Origin of the sequence: Reichenbachiella carrageenanivorans, from assembly GCF_025639805.1 — a bacterium.
GTDB classification, from domain to species: domain Bacteria; phylum Bacteroidota; class Bacteroidia; order Cytophagales; family Cyclobacteriaceae; genus Reichenbachiella; species Reichenbachiella carrageenanivorans.
Genome location: NZ_CP106735.1, coordinates 1,967,083 through 1,983,829 on the forward strand (window position 1 = coordinate 1,967,083; position 16,747 = coordinate 1,983,829).

A 16,747-nucleotide genomic window follows, 5' to 3' on the forward strand; every position below is an offset into this window, starting at 1 on the left:
ACTATGATGAAAAAAATTACAATTTTAACCATCTCCTTGCTATGGACACTATTAGGACATGCGCAGTGGGAGTCGATCAATCCTGGTGCGGGAGGCCAGGTGCAAGATATCGTGTGCGATCCCAATACGCCCAATCGGGTGTTTCTTGCTTCCGATATGGAAGGCATCTACGAGAGTTTGGACAACGGTCAGTCGTGGCATCCCAAAGGCCACCTCAAACAAAACAGAGTGTATGCCGTGGCGGTTACCCCTGGCAATTCAAACAAAATGTTTGTAGGCACCTTATATGGTCTTGAGGTATCTAGCGATGGAGGAGATCATTTCGATTTGGTGGGTATTTCCAAAAAGTTTTCGATCGGCGCCATAGCGGTGAGTCCTTCCAATCCCAACCTGGTCATTGCGGCTGTAGGCTGGAGAGACGATGGGGATTTTGCTGGCAATTTTGGAATGTCTAAAAATGGACAAATCATCACCTACAGATCTACCAATGGCGGAAGCACCTGGCAGCAAGTGAATGTAGGCGGATCGTCCGAGCGAAATGTGTACAGCATCCAGTTCGAAAAAAACAATGCCAATGTAGCCTACATGGGTACTTCGCAAGGAGTGTTCAAAACCACCAACGGCGGTTCATCTTGGTTTGCCTTGGGAGGCAATCCCGGCACCAATACTGGTGTGGCGCTAAGTCCAAACGGCCAGACTTTGTACGGCACATTCAATCATGACCTCTATGTGACAAGTACCTCATCGATCAACTGGCAATTGAAAATGTCAGGATTGGATGGTAGTGCCAACTACTGGTATCCAGAAGTCGATCCTAGATCCACTGGATCATCTCACAAAGTAACGATGGCAATTCTAGGCAGCCGCCCAGGTCTGTACGAAGGCACCTTCAACTGGAGCGGCAACAACCTATCCAGCTATTCTTGGAAGAAAATCTGGGAAGGAGTAAGCGGGTATGATACGGGTTGGGATCAGGCCACGCCAAACCCGAGAGTGGCTCACTATACGCCTACTACCTGGTCTAGGGCGCTATGGTCTACCACCAATCAAACCATCTTTCAGGCAACACCAAATAGCTCGACTTGGGGCTGGAATTGGAACAACAAGTATTGTATTCCAAACAACAACTTCAACCTGGGTGGCAATCCTACCTATGCGAGTAGAGGCACGGCCAGTACCTATACCTACGATATTGCCATGCACGACAACTACATGATACAAACCATGGCCGACAATGGCTGGGTAGAAAGCTGGGATGGAGGCTACTCCTGGAGCAATATGCAAATGCGCTGGAAAGGCCAGCAGTCTGATGCCCAAAGTGTAGACATAGGCTATGACAATGGCAAGTACATCGCCATCACCGAATCAGCTCCTAGCTGCTATGGTGGCGCTTGTTTTACAGGCGGTCGACTTTGGACCAAAATATTGAATACGCATTCTCCGTCCGACGAATGGGTACAAGTAGCCAATAGTGTGAAAGGGGCAGGCGGCCAGATCAATGGCGGTCAGTACCGTGACATCGCCGTATCGCCAGTCAAACGAGATCGTGTGTTTGCCGCGAGCAACGACAACGGCGTGTACTTGATAGACGATCTGTGGGCTGCTGCCAATGGTGCTAGCAATCTGCAGTACATCGGTATGGCTGGTATCCGTACCAAGAAAATAGCCCCACACCCTACTAATGCAGACGTGGTATTCATCTCTTCTAATAGTGGTGGAGGCCAGGGTGTATACAAAGGACAAAAAAATGGAGGCAGCTGGAGTTTCAATAAAATCCTGGACGGATCAGGCTGGGATGCCGAAGTGGATGTGTGGGAGCACAATGGACAAGTATACCTCTTCTATTTTGGAAATATAGGGGGTGAATACAAAGGCATGCTATCCATGGATCAGGGCAACTCTTGGAACACCGTCATTACTTCGGCTACTGCCAAAGGACTGAATACGCCAAGCTGGTATGGACAGGTGTCTGGTGATTTTCGATTCCAAAGCAAGGGTGGAATAGCTGGGTATGACAATAAGATTATTGTCAACTATTATGACCACCGTCAGCAACAGACCTATGGCGTGTATCGTGGTACCATCAATGGTAGCAACAATGTGTCTTGGGAAAATTGGTCTGGAGATATTCACTTTGGTGGATTCACATCGGCAAGAGTAAAAGTAGCCTCCGATGGCAAGAGATATTTCATTGCGTCTACCGCAGGAGCGGGCGCAGTACGAAGAGAAATAGATGGGACGGGTACGATAGTGCCTACCAGCGTTTCTATCAGTGGATGTTCTGGCAGTGCATTATCTGTAGGAGCTACTATGAATCTCAATGAAACGGTGTCGCCTTCCAATGCCACCAACAAGTCTGTGAGCTGGAGCTCTAGCAATACCAGCGTGGCTACAGTGAGTAGTAGTGGACTAGTTACAGCGGTGGCAGCAGGGTCTGCCACCATCACCGTCACCACCAACAGCGGCAACAAAACGGCAACTTGCGGGGTGACCGTATCCGGTGGCTCTGGAGGAGGATGCTCCAATCCTAATTTGGTCAGCAATGGCGAATTTGATAGTGGCGTCTCCGACTGGAATCTGTATGTAAATACCGGCGCGAGCGCCAATGCTTCATCGTCGCAAGTCTCGGGCGCAGGATTGTCTGGGAGCCAAGCGGCTAAGGTGACCATTAGCAATGGTGGTGGTGGCAACAATGACGTACAGTTTTACAAGGTGATTGGTACGCTTCAGAGTGGAAAGACTTACACTGTTTCTTTCAAAGCCAAATCTTCGTCGAATCGAAGCATCACGGCCGGAATACTCAAAGACATTTCGCCTTGGACTGGGTACAAATACGAAACCATCAATTTGACTAATGCAGTGACGGATTACAGTTTTGAATTCGCCATGAGCGCCAACGAGAGCAATGCCAGAATTGACTTCTTTATGGGTGGAGGAAATCCTGATGTATGGATAGATGCGGTATTGGTTCAGGAAAAATGTGAAGGTGGCACAGGGCCAATTCTCCAGACAGGAGTGACTATTAGTGGCTGTTCGGGAAGTGCACTGAGCATAGGCGCTACCATGGATCTCGACGAGTCCGTTTCACCAAGCAATGCAGACGACAAGTCTGTGACGTGGAGCTCGTCCAATACGAGCGTAGCTACCGTAAATGGAAGTGGTGTGGTGACAGCTGTAGCGGCTGGTTCGGCCACCATCACCGTGACTACGAATAGCGCTAATAAAACGGCCAGTTGCAATGTGACAGTAAGCGCACCGAGTGGAGGTAATTCATTGACCATTCGAGCCAGACTCACTGGCGGCAGCAGTGATAATCTGCAAGTACGTGTAAATGACAATACGGTGCATACCTTCTCAATTTCAGGAAGCTCATTTGCTAATTATACGACTTCTCTTTCCATTGCCGGAAACCTAAAAATCTATTTTCCGGACAACGGAACAGATATCGAGGTGGATTATATCATTGTAGATGGGGTGACCTATCAGGCTGAAGATCAGCCTATCAATACCAGTGCTTGGCAGAATGGCTCTTGTGGAGGTGGTGGCTTTAGCCAATGGATGCATTGCCCAGGCTATATAGATTTTGGTAGCCTCAATGGAGGTGGATCTAATGTGTCCGTTTCAGGTGTGGTGATCGGCAATTGTAGTTCGCCTAGTTTATCTGTAGGAGCCACTTTCGATTTCAACGAGACCGTGTCGCCGTCCAATGCCACCAACAAGTCAGTGACCTGGAATTCGTCCAACACCAATGTGGCCACAGTGAATGGCAGCGGTGTAGTGACTACAGTATCTCCAGGTTCGGCCAATATTACGGTGGTGACTGCCGACGGCGGTTTTTCAGCGGGTTGTATGGTGACAGTCACTGGCGGAGGAGGTGCTTCTTCTTATCGCTATTTAAGAGTGACGGCTTATGGTACAGTACAGTTGGAATCTACCATTCAGCAAATTCACTGGCTAGTCGGTAGTGCAGACTATCCAAATCCCAAAATCACTTGGAATACGCAAGGACAGGTGACTTCCAGCAACAACGCCAGCAATGACTATGCGGCCTATGATAATACCAATGGTGGATGGGCTGTAGGCACGAGCTATCCGGCTTGGATCACGATCGACTTGGGTGCAGGCAATGAAATTCTGCCAACAGAAATCCAGATCAAAGCCAATGCGGCCAACAGAGGATTCTCTGCTTTCGATTGCCACGGATCCAATGACAACAGCAATTGGACGATGCTGCATAGCGAAAGCGGATTGACCAGTGCGGACTATCCCAATACCTGGGGAAACTTTAGTTTCGGTAGCAGTGGAAGACTGCGCGATGCTGAATCTGAAAAGTCAGCTGATTTGAACACCCAAGTGGTGTATCCAAATCCATTGAAACAGGGTCAAACGCTGACGATCCTTTTGCAAAAGTCAGCGCAGTTTGTCGAGATTATAACGCTACAAGGCAAAGAGGTCTTGAAAGTTGATGTGACTGGTCTGGATCAGTATCAAGTGCTGATCGATGAGCGCCACTTTACCAGCCGCGGATTATATCTGATCCGTATCAAGAGCGGAGATGACTTCATCACCAAAAAACTGTCTATTAAGTAGTTTGATGATGATTTGAATAGGAAGAACCTTAGACAGTCCGCTGTCTAAGGTTCTTTGCATTTAAAAATGTGCAGTCAATTCTTCTCTTGCCCTTCATGCAATTGACGTATCATTGTTTTTCATTCTATCATAAAACAAACGCATGAAAAGAAGGGATTTTATCATTAAAAATGGGATAGCCGCTACAGGCCTTAGTGTACTGCCAAGCATCAGTTTGGCTTCAGATGGGTTGGCAACGGACGAAAAATATGTGTCTAATCGGCCGCCGAAAAACAAGCGAACATTTACGAGTACGGCAATCGAAAATGAAATCAAATCCATTAAAAAGAAAATAGCCGACGACGAACTCGCCTGGCTTTTCGAAAATTGCTACCCCAATACCTTGGACACTACGGTGGACTATGAAGTAATCGATGGTAAGCCAGATACCTTCATTATCACTGGCGATATAGATGCGATGTGGCTCCGCGATAGCACGGCCCAGGTATGGCCGTACATGAGTTTGATCAATAAAGATGAGGGCATAAAAAAGCTGGTGGCGGGCTTGATCAACAGACAAGTGAAATGCATCCTAAAAGACCCTTATGCCAATGCCTTTTACAAAGACCTGACTAAAGAATCTCATTGGAAAAGTGACCAGCCATCGCCCATATCTGGCGTACATGAGCGCAAGTGGGAGATCGATTCGCTTTGCTATGTGGTGCGGTTGTCCGAAGGATATTATCGTGCTACTGGTGATGCGTCGATATTCGATAGCGACTGGGATGAAGCCATGCGCACGGTGTATGATGTGCTGCGTACCGAGCAGCGCAAAGACGGAGAATCACCCTATCGCTTCAAACGCGTATCCTATGGCATGATCGATGCCCCTGTATTCGACGGTACCGGTAGACCGATCAAACCTGTGGGGCTGATTGTGTCGGCTTTTCGTCCTTCAGACGATGCCACCATGTATCCCTTTTTGATTCCGTCTAATATTTTTGCGGCCATCTCATTGCGTCAGCTGCATGGCCTATATACCAATGTGCGCAAGGAGCCAGCTTTTGCGTCTGATTGTTTGGCATTCGCCAATGAAGTGGATGCTGCGATCAAACAATACGCCATTGCGGAGCATCTGGATTTCGGTCAGATATATGCCTACGAGGTAGATGGCTTTGGCAATAAACTCTATATGGACGATGCGAATGTGCCTTCTTTGATGTCCTTGGCTTATTTGGACGATCAGTATAAAAGCGATCCGATATACACTAACACCAGAAATTTCTTGCTGAGTGAAAACAACCCGTATTTTTTGAAAGGGACGGCAGCAGAAGGCCAAGCCAGTCCACATACTGGCAAAGAGAAAATTTGGCCCATGGGAATCATACTCCGCGCCATGACGAGCACGGATGATCAAGAAATTACGAATTGTTTGAAGATGCTAAAGGCCACACATGCCGATACTGGCTTTATGCATGAGGCTTTTCATAAGGATGATCCCACGGATTTCAACAGGTCTTGGTTTGCCTGGGCCAATACGTTGTTTGGTGAGCTCATCGTAAAGATCCATACCGAACGGCCACATTTGCTAAAACAGACCTTTTAGATATTACCTGTTGATTAAACATCATCATATGAAATCATATATAATACTTACCCTTTGTTTACTTGTAGTTGCCAGTAAGAGCTTTGGACAAGGAACGACACTCTCACTCTGGGAAGGCAAAGTGCCCAATCAGCGGGTCACGGACGAGCAAGAAACTCGCAGGCAGGATGATATATTTTGGGTAGGCAATGTGCAAGCGCCTGCCTTGGACGTGTATCTGCCTGCGCCCAGAGCAGCTACAGGTAAGGCGGTAATCATCTGCCCAGGGGGTGCCTATCATCACCTGGCATACGACTGGGAAGGAACAGATATTGCCAAGTGGTTTAATTCAAAAGGCATCACGGCGTTTGTGTTGAAATACAGATTGCCAGAATCAAAATCATTAGTCGAAAGACACAAAGCGCCACTACAAGATGCACAGCGAGCCATGAGGCTTGTGAGAAAAAATGCAAAGCAATGGAACATTGACCCAAGTCAAATCGGCATTATGGGCTTTTCGGCTGGTGGGCATTTGGCATCGACGCTAGGCACGCATTACGACGAGGTGCTCAGTACCCCACAGGATAGCATCGACGCGCTCAGCGCCAGACCCGATTTTATGATATTGGTCTATCCCGTCATCACTATGCAAGAAGCTTACACCCATACAGGGTCGAGAGACAACTTACTAGGGGCTAAGCCCGATACGTCTCTTCTGGACGAATATTCTAATGAATTGCATGTAAATGCCAATACGCCTCCGACCTTCATCGTGCATGCTATGGATGATGAGCCCGTGCCTGTAATGAACAGTTTACTGTTTTACCAAGCCTTGGTCTCAAATGGTGTGATGTCGGAAGCTCACTTTTATCCAGAAGGCGGGCACGGCTTTGCTTTAGCCATAGGCAAAGGGTATTTGCAAAACTGGCCCAATTTGCTTTTGGATTGGATAGACAGCTTGAAATAATGAGATATACTTTTTTCATTTTGGTGATGACGATTATCTACACCCCAACGTGCTATGCACAAGAGAAAACACTATACAAGCAAGTGGATACTACGGAATTATTCTTGGAGGTATATTATCCTAGTCAAGTAGAAGAAGCCAAAGCTTATCCTGCGTTGGTTTTCTTTTTTGGAGGAGGATGGATCAGTGGTGACCGAATGCATTTTATCCATCATGCAGAGTATTTTGCTCAGAGGGGTTTAGTTTGTTTTTTAGTTGATTACCGAACTAAAAATCAAAACGGAACGACTCCTTTTGAGTCACTTAAGGATGCTAAATCTGCTATGAGATTCATTAGAAAAAATGCAGAAAGGTTCCATGTCGATTCGACTCAAATCATTGCTTCTGGTGGTTCGGCTGGGGGGCATTTGGCTGCTGCTACGGCATTAGTGGAGGGGTATAATGACGACGGGGATGATTCCTCTCAAAGTTGTATACCAGATGCATTGGTGCTTTTTAACCCAGTGATTGATAATGGCCCTGGAGGATATGGGTATGGAAGAATCGGAGAAGATTACAGGTTCTTTTCTCCACTACACAATATCAAAAAAGGAGCTCCTCCTACGCTTATCATGCTAGGTACTAATGACAAGCTTATTCCAGTAGTAACGGCTCAGTATTATCAAAAAGTAATGGATGTGGTCGGAAGTAGGTGTGATTTGCGCCTATATGAAGGAGGAACGCATGGGTTTTTCAACTATGGGCATGGCAAGTTTTATGAGCAAACGTTGATGGATGTAGATAGCTTTTTAGTTTCTCTGGGATACCTCAACAAGTAATGCAACCTAAATTTTCTTAAAAAGAAAGACTACATGAATCAATTGAATATTTCATTTACGTTAATAATTTTATGTATTTCTTGTCGCCAGAATCCAGAGGCGATAAAATTGATTGACAATGCTAATTTTCAAGAGGTAGTCGATGAGAAAGACGTGGATTTATATACGTTGAAAAATCAATCCGGCCTAACCGCCCAAATCACGAATTATGGCGGTAGAGTAGTGAGCTTATGGGTACCCGATAAAAATGGAAATTTTGCTGATATTGTATTGGGTTATGATTCCCTGCAAGGTTATTTGGTATCCAGCGAAATTTATTTCGGGGCACTGATCGGGCGATACGGCAATCGAATAAACAAGGGGCAGTTTACACTTCAAGATTCTACCTACTCACTGGCAACCAATAATGGCGACCATCATCTGCATGGTGGCGACAAAGGTTTCAACAATGTCGTTTGGGATGCCATTCAGGTTTCTGATGTAGAGTTGAAACTGCATTATCTGTCGAAAGATGGCGAAGAAGGTTATCCTGGCAATTTAGATGTAGTAGTGACTTATAAACTGACAGATAATAATGAATTGGAGATTAACTATGTAGCGACCACAGATCGGGCAACCCCTGTCAATCTTACTCATCATTCATTTTTCAACTTGCATGGGGCAGGCCAAGGCAGTATCAATGATCACATATTGCAAATTAATGCAACAAAATACACCCCTGTGACAGATGGGCTTATCCCGACGGGTACGGTAGAGGAGGTTCTGAACACGCCGTTTGATTTTACTGCGCCTATGCCAATTGGAGCACGAGTGAATAGCAATCATCAACAATTGAATTATGGCTATGGATATGATCACAATTTTATTTTGGATGGAGAGGGGATGAAATTGGCAGCCACTGTCGTAGATCCAATTTCTATGAGAAAAATGGAAGTATTTACAGATGAACCAGGTTTACAATTCTATGGGGGGAATTTTTTGAGTGGGAAAGAAGTAGGAAAAGGAGACTTGCCTTATGAGTATAGAACTGCCTTTTGTTTGGAAACCCAACATTTTCCAGACAGTCCTAACCAAGACCATTTTCCTTCTACTATTTTAGCACCTGGCGAAACATATACTTCTACTTGCATCTATAAGTTCAGTGTGCAGTAGTCTCCAAGAGGGCATATTGCTGGAGAGTAGAGATCACAGTCAAACCATATAATCATTCACTTTCTTGGAGTAGCTGTGCTAGTTTTTGTTGCATGACTTTCAGTTGGTCTTGTGCAGATGGTTGGTCAATCAAGTTGTGTTCTTCGCTAGGGTCATTTGCTAGATGATACAATTCCGAAGGCATTTCTGCTTCTGTATAATGAATATACTTCCAATCTTCGGTTCGTACAGCTTGCCAAGGGCGCACTCTGGGAGCCACTTTTTCTAAAAAATATTCCGTTAAAAAGGCCGAACGCCAAGGAGCATTAGACTGTTCAAAAAGAGGAACCATTGATTGGCCATTCATAGGCTCTAGTGGTTCGATTTGAGCCAGTTCCAGCAGGGTAGGGGCTAAGTCTATATTCAAGATCATTTCTTCTTTTATGCTGCCTTTTGGAATGAGCTTGGGATATCTGATCAGCATAGGAATTCGAATAACTGGATCATAAGCCCATCTTTTGATGTTAAACTCACCGTGTTGGCCCATGAGCATGCCATTGTCGCTGGTATAGATGATAATGGTATTGTCCAATTGGTTGCTTTTTTCGAGCGCCGAGAAAATTTCACCGATTCCCTCGTTTACACTAGCCAAGCACCTGAGTTGATCAGCTACCACGACCGAACGTTTACGTCCGCGCCCACGTCTGGATTCGGGAGGTTCGGGTAATACGTTTTCATATGCATAAAAGGCTTGTCTATCGACCGATCTAGTGAGCATTGGCTTGCCATCTATGTCGCTTTTTTTTATTTCTAATGAATCAAATTCAAAATCTGTATACAAGGATTCGTGTCTTGTAGCAGGAAGCAATGGCCAGTGGATGGCTTTGTGGGCAATCACCATAGCAAATGGTTTGTTTCCATGATCTTTGGTGAGGTAGTCTAGCGCACGTTCGTTAATAATGTCGGTCATGTAGCCAGTAGTTTGAAGGTGCACATCTTCGTCATTGACTACTCCATCAATATAATCTCCTTGTCCTTTGAAGCTAAACCATCTGTCGAAACCAGGACGACGAGAGTCATCGAGCCCCATGTGCCATTTTCCGATAAAGGCGGTTTCGTATCCAGATTCTCTGAGCTGACGTGGCCAAGTCAGCAAGGTGTGGCTCACCACATCTAATCCAAGTTTATCGTTATTGATCACATTGTGTTTATGTGAATAGTTGCCAGTAAGAAAACTTGCGCGACTTGGAGAACACAAAGGGGTAACTACAAAGGCATTTTTGAAAAGGACACCTTCTTGACCAATTCGGTCTATATGAGGTGTGTTTGCCTCTTTTGCTCCTTCTATACCTAATAATCCAGTTTGCTGATCATCGGTTATAATAAAAATAATATTGGGTCTGTTTGTGGGTTGCTCGAGCGTATGCTCACCATAGAATGAGAGGAAAGTGAGTAAACTGTATAATAGAGATATCTTATTCATTTTGTTTGTTTCTAAGCCATTATCTGGCAAATTATTTAATCTATAGCCACCAGCTTTATTTGGACAAATACGAATGAAAAGAGTAAAGCCAAGGCCTTGAAAAGTGAATCATCCTGTCAGACTTTTATAGCCGACAGGATGATTTAGATTATGATATGATTCTAGTTTCGACAGAGGGAAAATACCTCTGCGTACTAGAAATTAAACTTAATTTCAAAATGACATGAAACGGTTTTTCATTGGTACTGTGTCATCTATTTTTTAAACAACTTGAAGGAGGTACCCTCTATTTTGGCGATGTACAATCCTTTTTTCAAATGTGAAACGTCCACCTTTCCATCTGCATTTGTAAATTGTCTAAGAACCAACTGACCGTAAGTATTATAAATACTTAGTTCTACAGTATTGGGTGTGTTTAATTTCACATAATGGTCCATGGGATTAGGATATAGACTGATCTGATGGAGAGTGGGCTTGTTGGTCGTAGTTTGTATTCTTGCCCCAGAATTAGAAGTCCAACTAATGTCATCAATTTGGATGTCAGCATTGTTATATCCTTTGAATACGAGCTCGAAAGTACCAGATACATTAATGTTTGAGAAAGTTACAGTTTCAGTAGTAGCTATACTGATTTCTTCTGTACCTATGGAGGTGCCATTCACAAAGACCTCAACACCACTGGTATTCGCAGTGCCAGTGGGTGCAGCTTGAAAAGTTAAATCTCCTATTCCTCCTCCGATATTGGCACTGAGCTCTCCACCATTATTATTGTCCAACTTGATCGTATAGCTATTGATGGCATTGGTACGTTTGGCTTGTGTGTATTCCCATACGATACCGTTGTTGCCTATATATGATCCATTGACCCATTGGTTAGCTGTAGGCATATTGCTGAAATCTTCCATGCCGCCGTTTGTTGAGGTGACTATTTTGTATGTGGCTGTAATGTTCACCCCATTTGTAGGCATAGTCAGGGTAGTATTTGCACTAAATTTGTCTGCCAATATAGACACACCACCAGTCCAAACGTCAAAAACCTGCCCTGAAGGAGCTGCATTTGCTGATACATTGACTGATGTGCCAGCCAGATAATCCCCACTTCCTGATCCGTTGGTTACGTTCAAGGTATATGTTGTAGGGATATTTCCAGTCCAGCTGATGTCATCGATCTGTACATCTGAATTATTAAAACCTTTGATAGACAAATTGAAAGCGCCTTGAATATCTAAATTCTGAATTTCGAATAGTTGTGGAGCGGCTCCATTATCTATGGCAAAAGATTGTAATACTACACCGTCTACGATGATCTCTACTCCACTCGGGCTTCCTGTGCCTGTAGGTGCGGCCATCAGGCTAATTGCAGTTAAACCTCCTGTGATGGTTGCCGATACAGTACCATTGGCACTGTTATCTAGTTTGATTGTGTTGCCGTTGATTGAAGAGGTACGCTTTACCTGAAAATAGCTCCACTCTATGGCGTCATTGCCAGTGAAAGTCCCATCTGACCATTGATTGGCACTAGGCATATTATTAAAATCTTCCATACCACTACTTCCGCCTGTAGACCCAGTTCCATCCTGAGAGATTTGTATGATGGTCGTAGAGCATCCCGAAACGGTAACTTCACCTGACCGAGCAGACGACCCACTATTTGGTGTGGCTGTAATGGTCAGCACCTGGCCAGATAAGCTTGTGTTAATGAAGCCTTGATTGTCGCTAACTGTAAAGGCCTCAGGAGAGGTGATGGTGATGGTGGTAGATCCTCCAGAAGATGGGAAGTTGTGACTTGTCTTGGTGGCAGATACACCACATCCAGACATTTGTCGTCTCCATGCGCCAGTCGTGGCTAAGGCTACATAATAGTAAGGCTTACCGTTTTCAATTTTAACTTTTGCCTGAAGGCCAGTAGGGTTTTCAATCAGTCGGTTATTGCCACTAGCCAAGCTCCAATCTGTCCAGCTAGCAGTACCGTCGTTGTTTAAAATCCCCATGAAAGCACCGAGACCTTTTTTATGATTCCCTACAAATGTGGTTGTCACAATCATATTGTCATGAGCGGCCAAGCCACTAAACTCAACGGGATCATTGCTTTCCACCCATTTTTCAGGACGCAGGGTCAATGATTTGGCTACATCCATGCCTGTGTCTATCCAGCTGGCTATTGAATTCCAATTACTATTTTGAGGGTCTTGATTTACATAAACAGCATAATCACCGTTGATCTGAGCTGCTGCGACCAGCCAAGTTTGTCCTGATTTATTCCAAACATACAAGTCGCTTGCATTTCTGCAATCTGATTCCATATTGGTCCAAGTATAATTATTTCCAGATCGGACCCCACGGTATAGACTTCCAGAGTTTCCTGACCCTGCTGATCTTGCGTATACATAGTTGCTATTGTTAGGGTCTACCCAAATATCTCGAAGATCACGATAGTCCATGTCTGATGGAGTGATTTTACTCCAAGTGCCAGTGCCATTGTATACAGCGACTATATCATCTGTCATGTATATACCGCCTTCGGCTACTCCAGACTTTCCTCTGGTCGATACATAGACGCGTTGTGGAATATTTGGATCATGAATTAATGCACGGTAATTTCTTGAGGGTAATCCATAGTTAGTGCCTTGCGTGTTTGGCACTTCTCCACCTACCAATTTCCAATCTTCTTTTACGCCGATGCTATTTTCATCTATCACTTTGGCATACAAGCCACCCACGGCTTGATTAGGCGCACCGTATCCTTTTCGCATATCTGCGAGTACTAGGGCTGGTGTGACAGGAATAGTCAATACAGACATAGAATTGGTAATACCAGTGGGGCCATGCTCTGCGGTCCAGGAGTAGCCATTATCTAAGCTTTGGAGAATGCCATGATCAGCATTGCCCTGGATCATATAGCTGCCATAAGCATCCACATCGTAGCAGTACGTTGATGTAAACCCACGTTCGTGTGACATGGCTAGGCCATCTTGATAGGAGATTACTTCCCCATATACTTCATTCCAAGAAGAACATGGAAAATCAGCGCCTGTGGCATCACCTATAAATACGTTCATTCCACCCATGGAAATAATCTCATGTGAACTCCATGATGTAGGGGTATAATCATACGCCCGTACGATGAAATCTCGACGCTCCCAGCTTGGCTCAAAATCGAAGCAACGACCATTTTTTGGCATATTTAGTATTTCTTGCCATACATGACTAGTGATGTTGTTGGATCCGTCGATATTTACGGTAGCTTCCCAGAGCCCCACACGGTTTTGATTGCCATTCCAGACGGTACCGATCATGAGTCTGTGCTGCGAAGCAGTGGAGCGAGGATCAACTTTTGGATCATACCATTCTGCTTCATCGCTTAGGCCATTCATGATCATTTGCCATCCTCCTGTGATGCCTGAGGTACTTGTTTTGGCAGCGAAGACAGCCCATCTTTTATTCGAATAACTCGCATCAGCAACTGTCTGATATACTGCGTAGATATATTTGCCATCAGGAGAAAGGCCAACGCCTCTTGAGCCGCCGTCTGGTCGTTTGGAGATATTGACGGCATTGCCAGCATCACCTAATGCCTGTGATGGATCTGATATTCTTGAAAAAGAGGTACCATTATTTGTAGAAACATATACACCAGCACCTGATCCCAAGTAGATGTTGCCATTGGTTGGGTGAATGGATACGCCGAATACATTTCGGTAGCCGTCTTGGCTTTCATACGTTCGCGTGTTCCAGGTTTGCCCGGCATCGGTAGACACATATACTTCTCTGCCACCGTTGAATTTGTCTGTCGTAAGATTCTGAATGGGGTCTATCAAAGATCCCTGTCCTTTTTGGGGATCTTTATTTTGCCACCCTGGAGCCAAGACTACGGTTTGCTTGTCCGGCGAGATGGCTATCGACGCAATGGCATCACCCTTAGTTTCAGGAATGAGGTCCCAGGTTACGTTGTGATGATTTGAAGCTCCAGCATTGGTAGAGAAGTGGGCACCGTGCAAGCCCCCCTGATAAGTTTTGTTTCCGTTCACTTCTTGAGCAATGACGAAAGCCATACCATGGCTTAGGTCTTGGCTTACGAATTTCCAGCTTTGACCAGAATCATCCGAGCGGTACACGCCTTCCATATCACTGGAAAACCAAATTCTACCTTCTACATTTTGGTCGAAATAGATGTCCTGTATTTGTCCACCTCCTCCAGGGTTTAGACTCTCCCATCGATTGAGGTCACCCCAATTACTTGGCTGGGAAAAACCCACCAAGTGTAATAAGACCGCAAATACGGTCATTCGTAGTTTAGTTGTATTCATGCTATATCGTTTAGTTTGTTTTGTTTTCCAGCCAATTTCAAATTGGGCGGACTTCTAAATGTATATAGCGATCAATATATCCTGTGTAGCGATTTTAAAATTGCAACAAAGTATTCTGTATTGACGAAAGAAGAGTTTTTGATGGATTTAAAGAAACTGGTATAAGTCAAGATGATTTGCATGATTTTATATGTTTTGTCATGACTGATACAATAAATTCGATTTTTACTGCAAATATTTCAGAAGCGATGTTTCTGAAATTCACACTTTGGGTTTCCTATATAAAAAGCTCTTAAATTTTTAAAAAGCAGTGCCTACCTATAAAATTTCTTGAGCCGATTCAAGATAATTTTATAGGTAGGACTATATACTTTTCTAAATCAGAATAGATTTTGGCTTGATTCATTGTAGAGTCCCACCTACATTAATTATCCTGCAGTAAGTTTTCTTGAACTTTGTCAATTGCTTATTATTACAAACCAGCAGTATTAGAGAATTATGAAAATAGCATTATACATTTGGGTATCTTTTCAAAGTATTTTGTTCGGGGGAAGTGTTTTGTTTTTTAAAAGAAATCTGCTCAATAAGTTGTTAGCAGCATTTTTCTTTTCTACAGGACTGCATACCACACTGAATTATTTTGTCAGGTTTACCGAGGTAAAATTCGATTTTCCTAGGCTACTGGGATATGGTGATGTTTTTAATCTGCTATATGGCCCGATACTGTATTTGTACATCAAGTCGATTATAGATAATAAGTTGGACAAACGCAGCTATCTGCATATGATGCCAGCTGTGATTTTATTTGTGAGTCTCTGCGTCTTTCACTTTACTCACGAAAAGATCAACTTCATGACCTACCTTTCTCACCCCATGCACCGGGTAGCTATATTTAGTGTAGTTTTTTCAAACATCCTGTATTTAGTATTGTCGGTTCGAATTTATGTACTCCACTTTAAAGAGAATTACGCAGTTGAAAAATGGATTTCTGTCTGGTTTACTATTGCTATTTCTTTTCTTGCACTCAAGGTGATTATCAATGGAGCCTTTCTATCTAGTTTTTATGTAGTACCTAAAATATCTGCAGAGTTAAGAAATGTATTGGTCTATATTTTTATTTCGCTCAATGCTTTGATCGTTTCGATAGCAGGAGTTTATACACTCAGGTTCCCCAATGTGTTTCGCTTACATTCCACGAAGCTATTTAAGAAAAAAACTGACACGACCAGTTCAGAGCCTGAGCCAGTAGATGAAATACTAGAGGCGTTACAGCGTGTGCTCGAAGAGAAAAGGTTGCATCTCAGAAATGATATCACCGAACGGGAAGTAGCCAAAGAAATAGATATACAACCCTATATTTTAAGTAAAGTGCTGAATGAAAATCTTGGTATGAATTTCAATCGTTATATCAATAATTTCAGAATTGAAGAGGCAAAGAGAATATTGCTGTCTCCAGATACCAATGATGCGACCAACTATTCTATTGCTTTAGATAGTGGATTTAAAACAGAGTCTGTTTACTACTCCAATTTCAAAAAAATAGTAGGGATGACTCCAAAACAGTTTCAAAAGCAGCATGAATAAAAGGAGGTAGCAACCGTTTATTTTTCGAATTTCCAATAATGATGAGAGGTCAATCCTCTTTTTAAAATCAGTGTTAGACTGATAAAATCTCCTAATATTCACCTCATTCAATCTTTAAAAGCCCTTTATCCTATTGTGGAATGAAGGGCTTTCTGTTTTGCGTAAAAGTATGCAGGAATAATAAGCTGAATCCGTCAATAAAGGGCTCTTTTTCATACAATTATTTCCTATCATTTTCTCATAAAAAAAACACAGTTAACTAATTGATTATCATTTGTATGTAAAAAACTCCTGAGTAATAAT

The 16,747-nt window shown here is 43.8% G+C and carries 8 protein-coding genes; 6 read left to right on the forward strand and 2 right to left on the reverse strand.

The features are described 5' to 3' along the window. Positions 1 to 3 precede the first annotated feature (3 nt). The 5 genes from N7E81_RS07905 to N7E81_RS07925 all read left to right on the forward strand — a co-directional run bounded on the left by N7E81_RS07905 (position 4) and on the right by N7E81_RS07925 (position 9,091). On the forward strand, positions 4 to 4,590 hold the full coding sequence (locus N7E81_RS07905; RefSeq protein WP_263052750.1) for an Ig-like domain-containing protein: 4,587 nt from the start codon (positions 4 to 6) through the stop codon (positions 4,588 to 4,590). Positions 4,591 to 4,732: 142 nt separating this feature from the next. Beyond that, positions 4,733 to 6,175 (forward strand): glycoside hydrolase family 125 protein, encoded by a 1,443-nt coding sequence (locus tag N7E81_RS07910; protein WP_263052751.1) that lies wholly within the window; start codon positions 4,733 to 4,735, stop codon positions 6,173 to 6,175. 28 nt (positions 6,176 to 6,203) lie between these two features. Continuing rightward, positions 6,204 to 7,121 (forward strand): alpha/beta hydrolase, encoded by a 918-nt coding sequence (locus N7E81_RS07915; RefSeq protein WP_263052752.1) that lies wholly within the window; start codon positions 6,204 to 6,206, stop codon positions 7,119 to 7,121. After that, positions 7,121 to 7,939 (forward strand): alpha/beta hydrolase, encoded by an 819-nt coding sequence (locus tag N7E81_RS07920; protein ID WP_263052753.1) that lies wholly within the window; start codon positions 7,121 to 7,123, stop codon positions 7,937 to 7,939. Before N7E81_RS07915 ends, N7E81_RS07920 begins: the two co-directional genes overlap by 1 nt. Positions 7,940 to 7,972: 33 nt before the next feature. Beyond that, on the forward strand, positions 7,973 to 9,091 hold the full coding sequence (locus N7E81_RS07925) for an aldose epimerase family protein (protein ID WP_263052754.1): 1,119 nt from the start codon (positions 7,973 to 7,975) through the stop codon (positions 9,089 to 9,091). Between the two features lie 52 nt (positions 9,092 to 9,143). Here the strand turns inward: N7E81_RS07925 and N7E81_RS07930 are convergent, their stop codons facing one another. Together N7E81_RS07930 and N7E81_RS07935 are read right to left on the reverse strand one after the other, a co-directional pair. Further along, on the reverse strand, positions 9,144 to 10,553 hold the full coding sequence (locus N7E81_RS07930; RefSeq protein WP_263052755.1) for a sulfatase family protein: 1,410 nt from the start codon (positions 10,551 to 10,553) through the stop codon (positions 9,144 to 9,146). 254 nt (positions 10,554 to 10,807) lie between these two features. Beyond that, positions 10,808 to 14,860, reverse strand: coding sequence for a T9SS type A sorting domain-containing protein (locus N7E81_RS07935; RefSeq protein WP_263052756.1), 4,053 nt, complete (start codon positions 14,858 to 14,860; stop codon positions 10,808 to 10,810). 498 nt (positions 14,861 to 15,358) lie between these two features. Here N7E81_RS07935 and N7E81_RS07940 point away from each other — a divergent pair, with 498 nt between their 5' ends. Then, on the forward strand, positions 15,359 to 16,444 hold the full coding sequence (locus N7E81_RS07940; protein ID WP_263052757.1) for a helix-turn-helix transcriptional regulator: 1,086 nt from the start codon (positions 15,359 to 15,361) through the stop codon (positions 16,442 to 16,444). Positions 16,445 to 16,747 lie beyond the last annotated feature (303 nt).

Excerpts from the sequence above, each read along its gene's own strand:
- N7E81_RS07920 (WP_263052753.1), top strand. The coding sequence starts at position 7,121 with ATGAGATATACTTTTTTCATTTTGGTGATGACGATTATCTACACCCCA.
- N7E81_RS07930 (WP_263052755.1), bottom strand. The coding sequence starts at position 10,553 with ATGAATAAGATATCTCTATTATACAGTTTACTCACTTTCCTCTCATTC.
- N7E81_RS07925 (WP_263052754.1), top strand. The coding sequence starts at position 7,973 with ATGAATCAATTGAATATTTCATTTACGTTAATAATTTTATGTATTTCT.
- N7E81_RS07905 (WP_263052750.1), top strand. The coding sequence starts at position 4 with ATGATGAAAAAAATTACAATTTTAACCATCTCCTTGCTATGGACACTA.
- N7E81_RS07935 (WP_263052756.1), bottom strand. The coding sequence starts at position 14,860 with ATGAATACAACTAAACTACGAATGACCGTATTTGCGGTCTTATTACAC.
- N7E81_RS07915 (WP_263052752.1), top strand. The coding sequence starts at position 6,204 with ATGAAATCATATATAATACTTACCCTTTGTTTACTTGTAGTTGCCAGT.
- N7E81_RS07940 (WP_263052757.1), top strand. The coding sequence starts at position 15,359 with ATGAAAATAGCATTATACATTTGGGTATCTTTTCAAAGTATTTTGTTC.
- N7E81_RS07910 (WP_263052751.1), top strand. The coding sequence starts at position 4,733 with ATGAAAAGAAGGGATTTTATCATTAAAAATGGGATAGCCGCTACAGGC.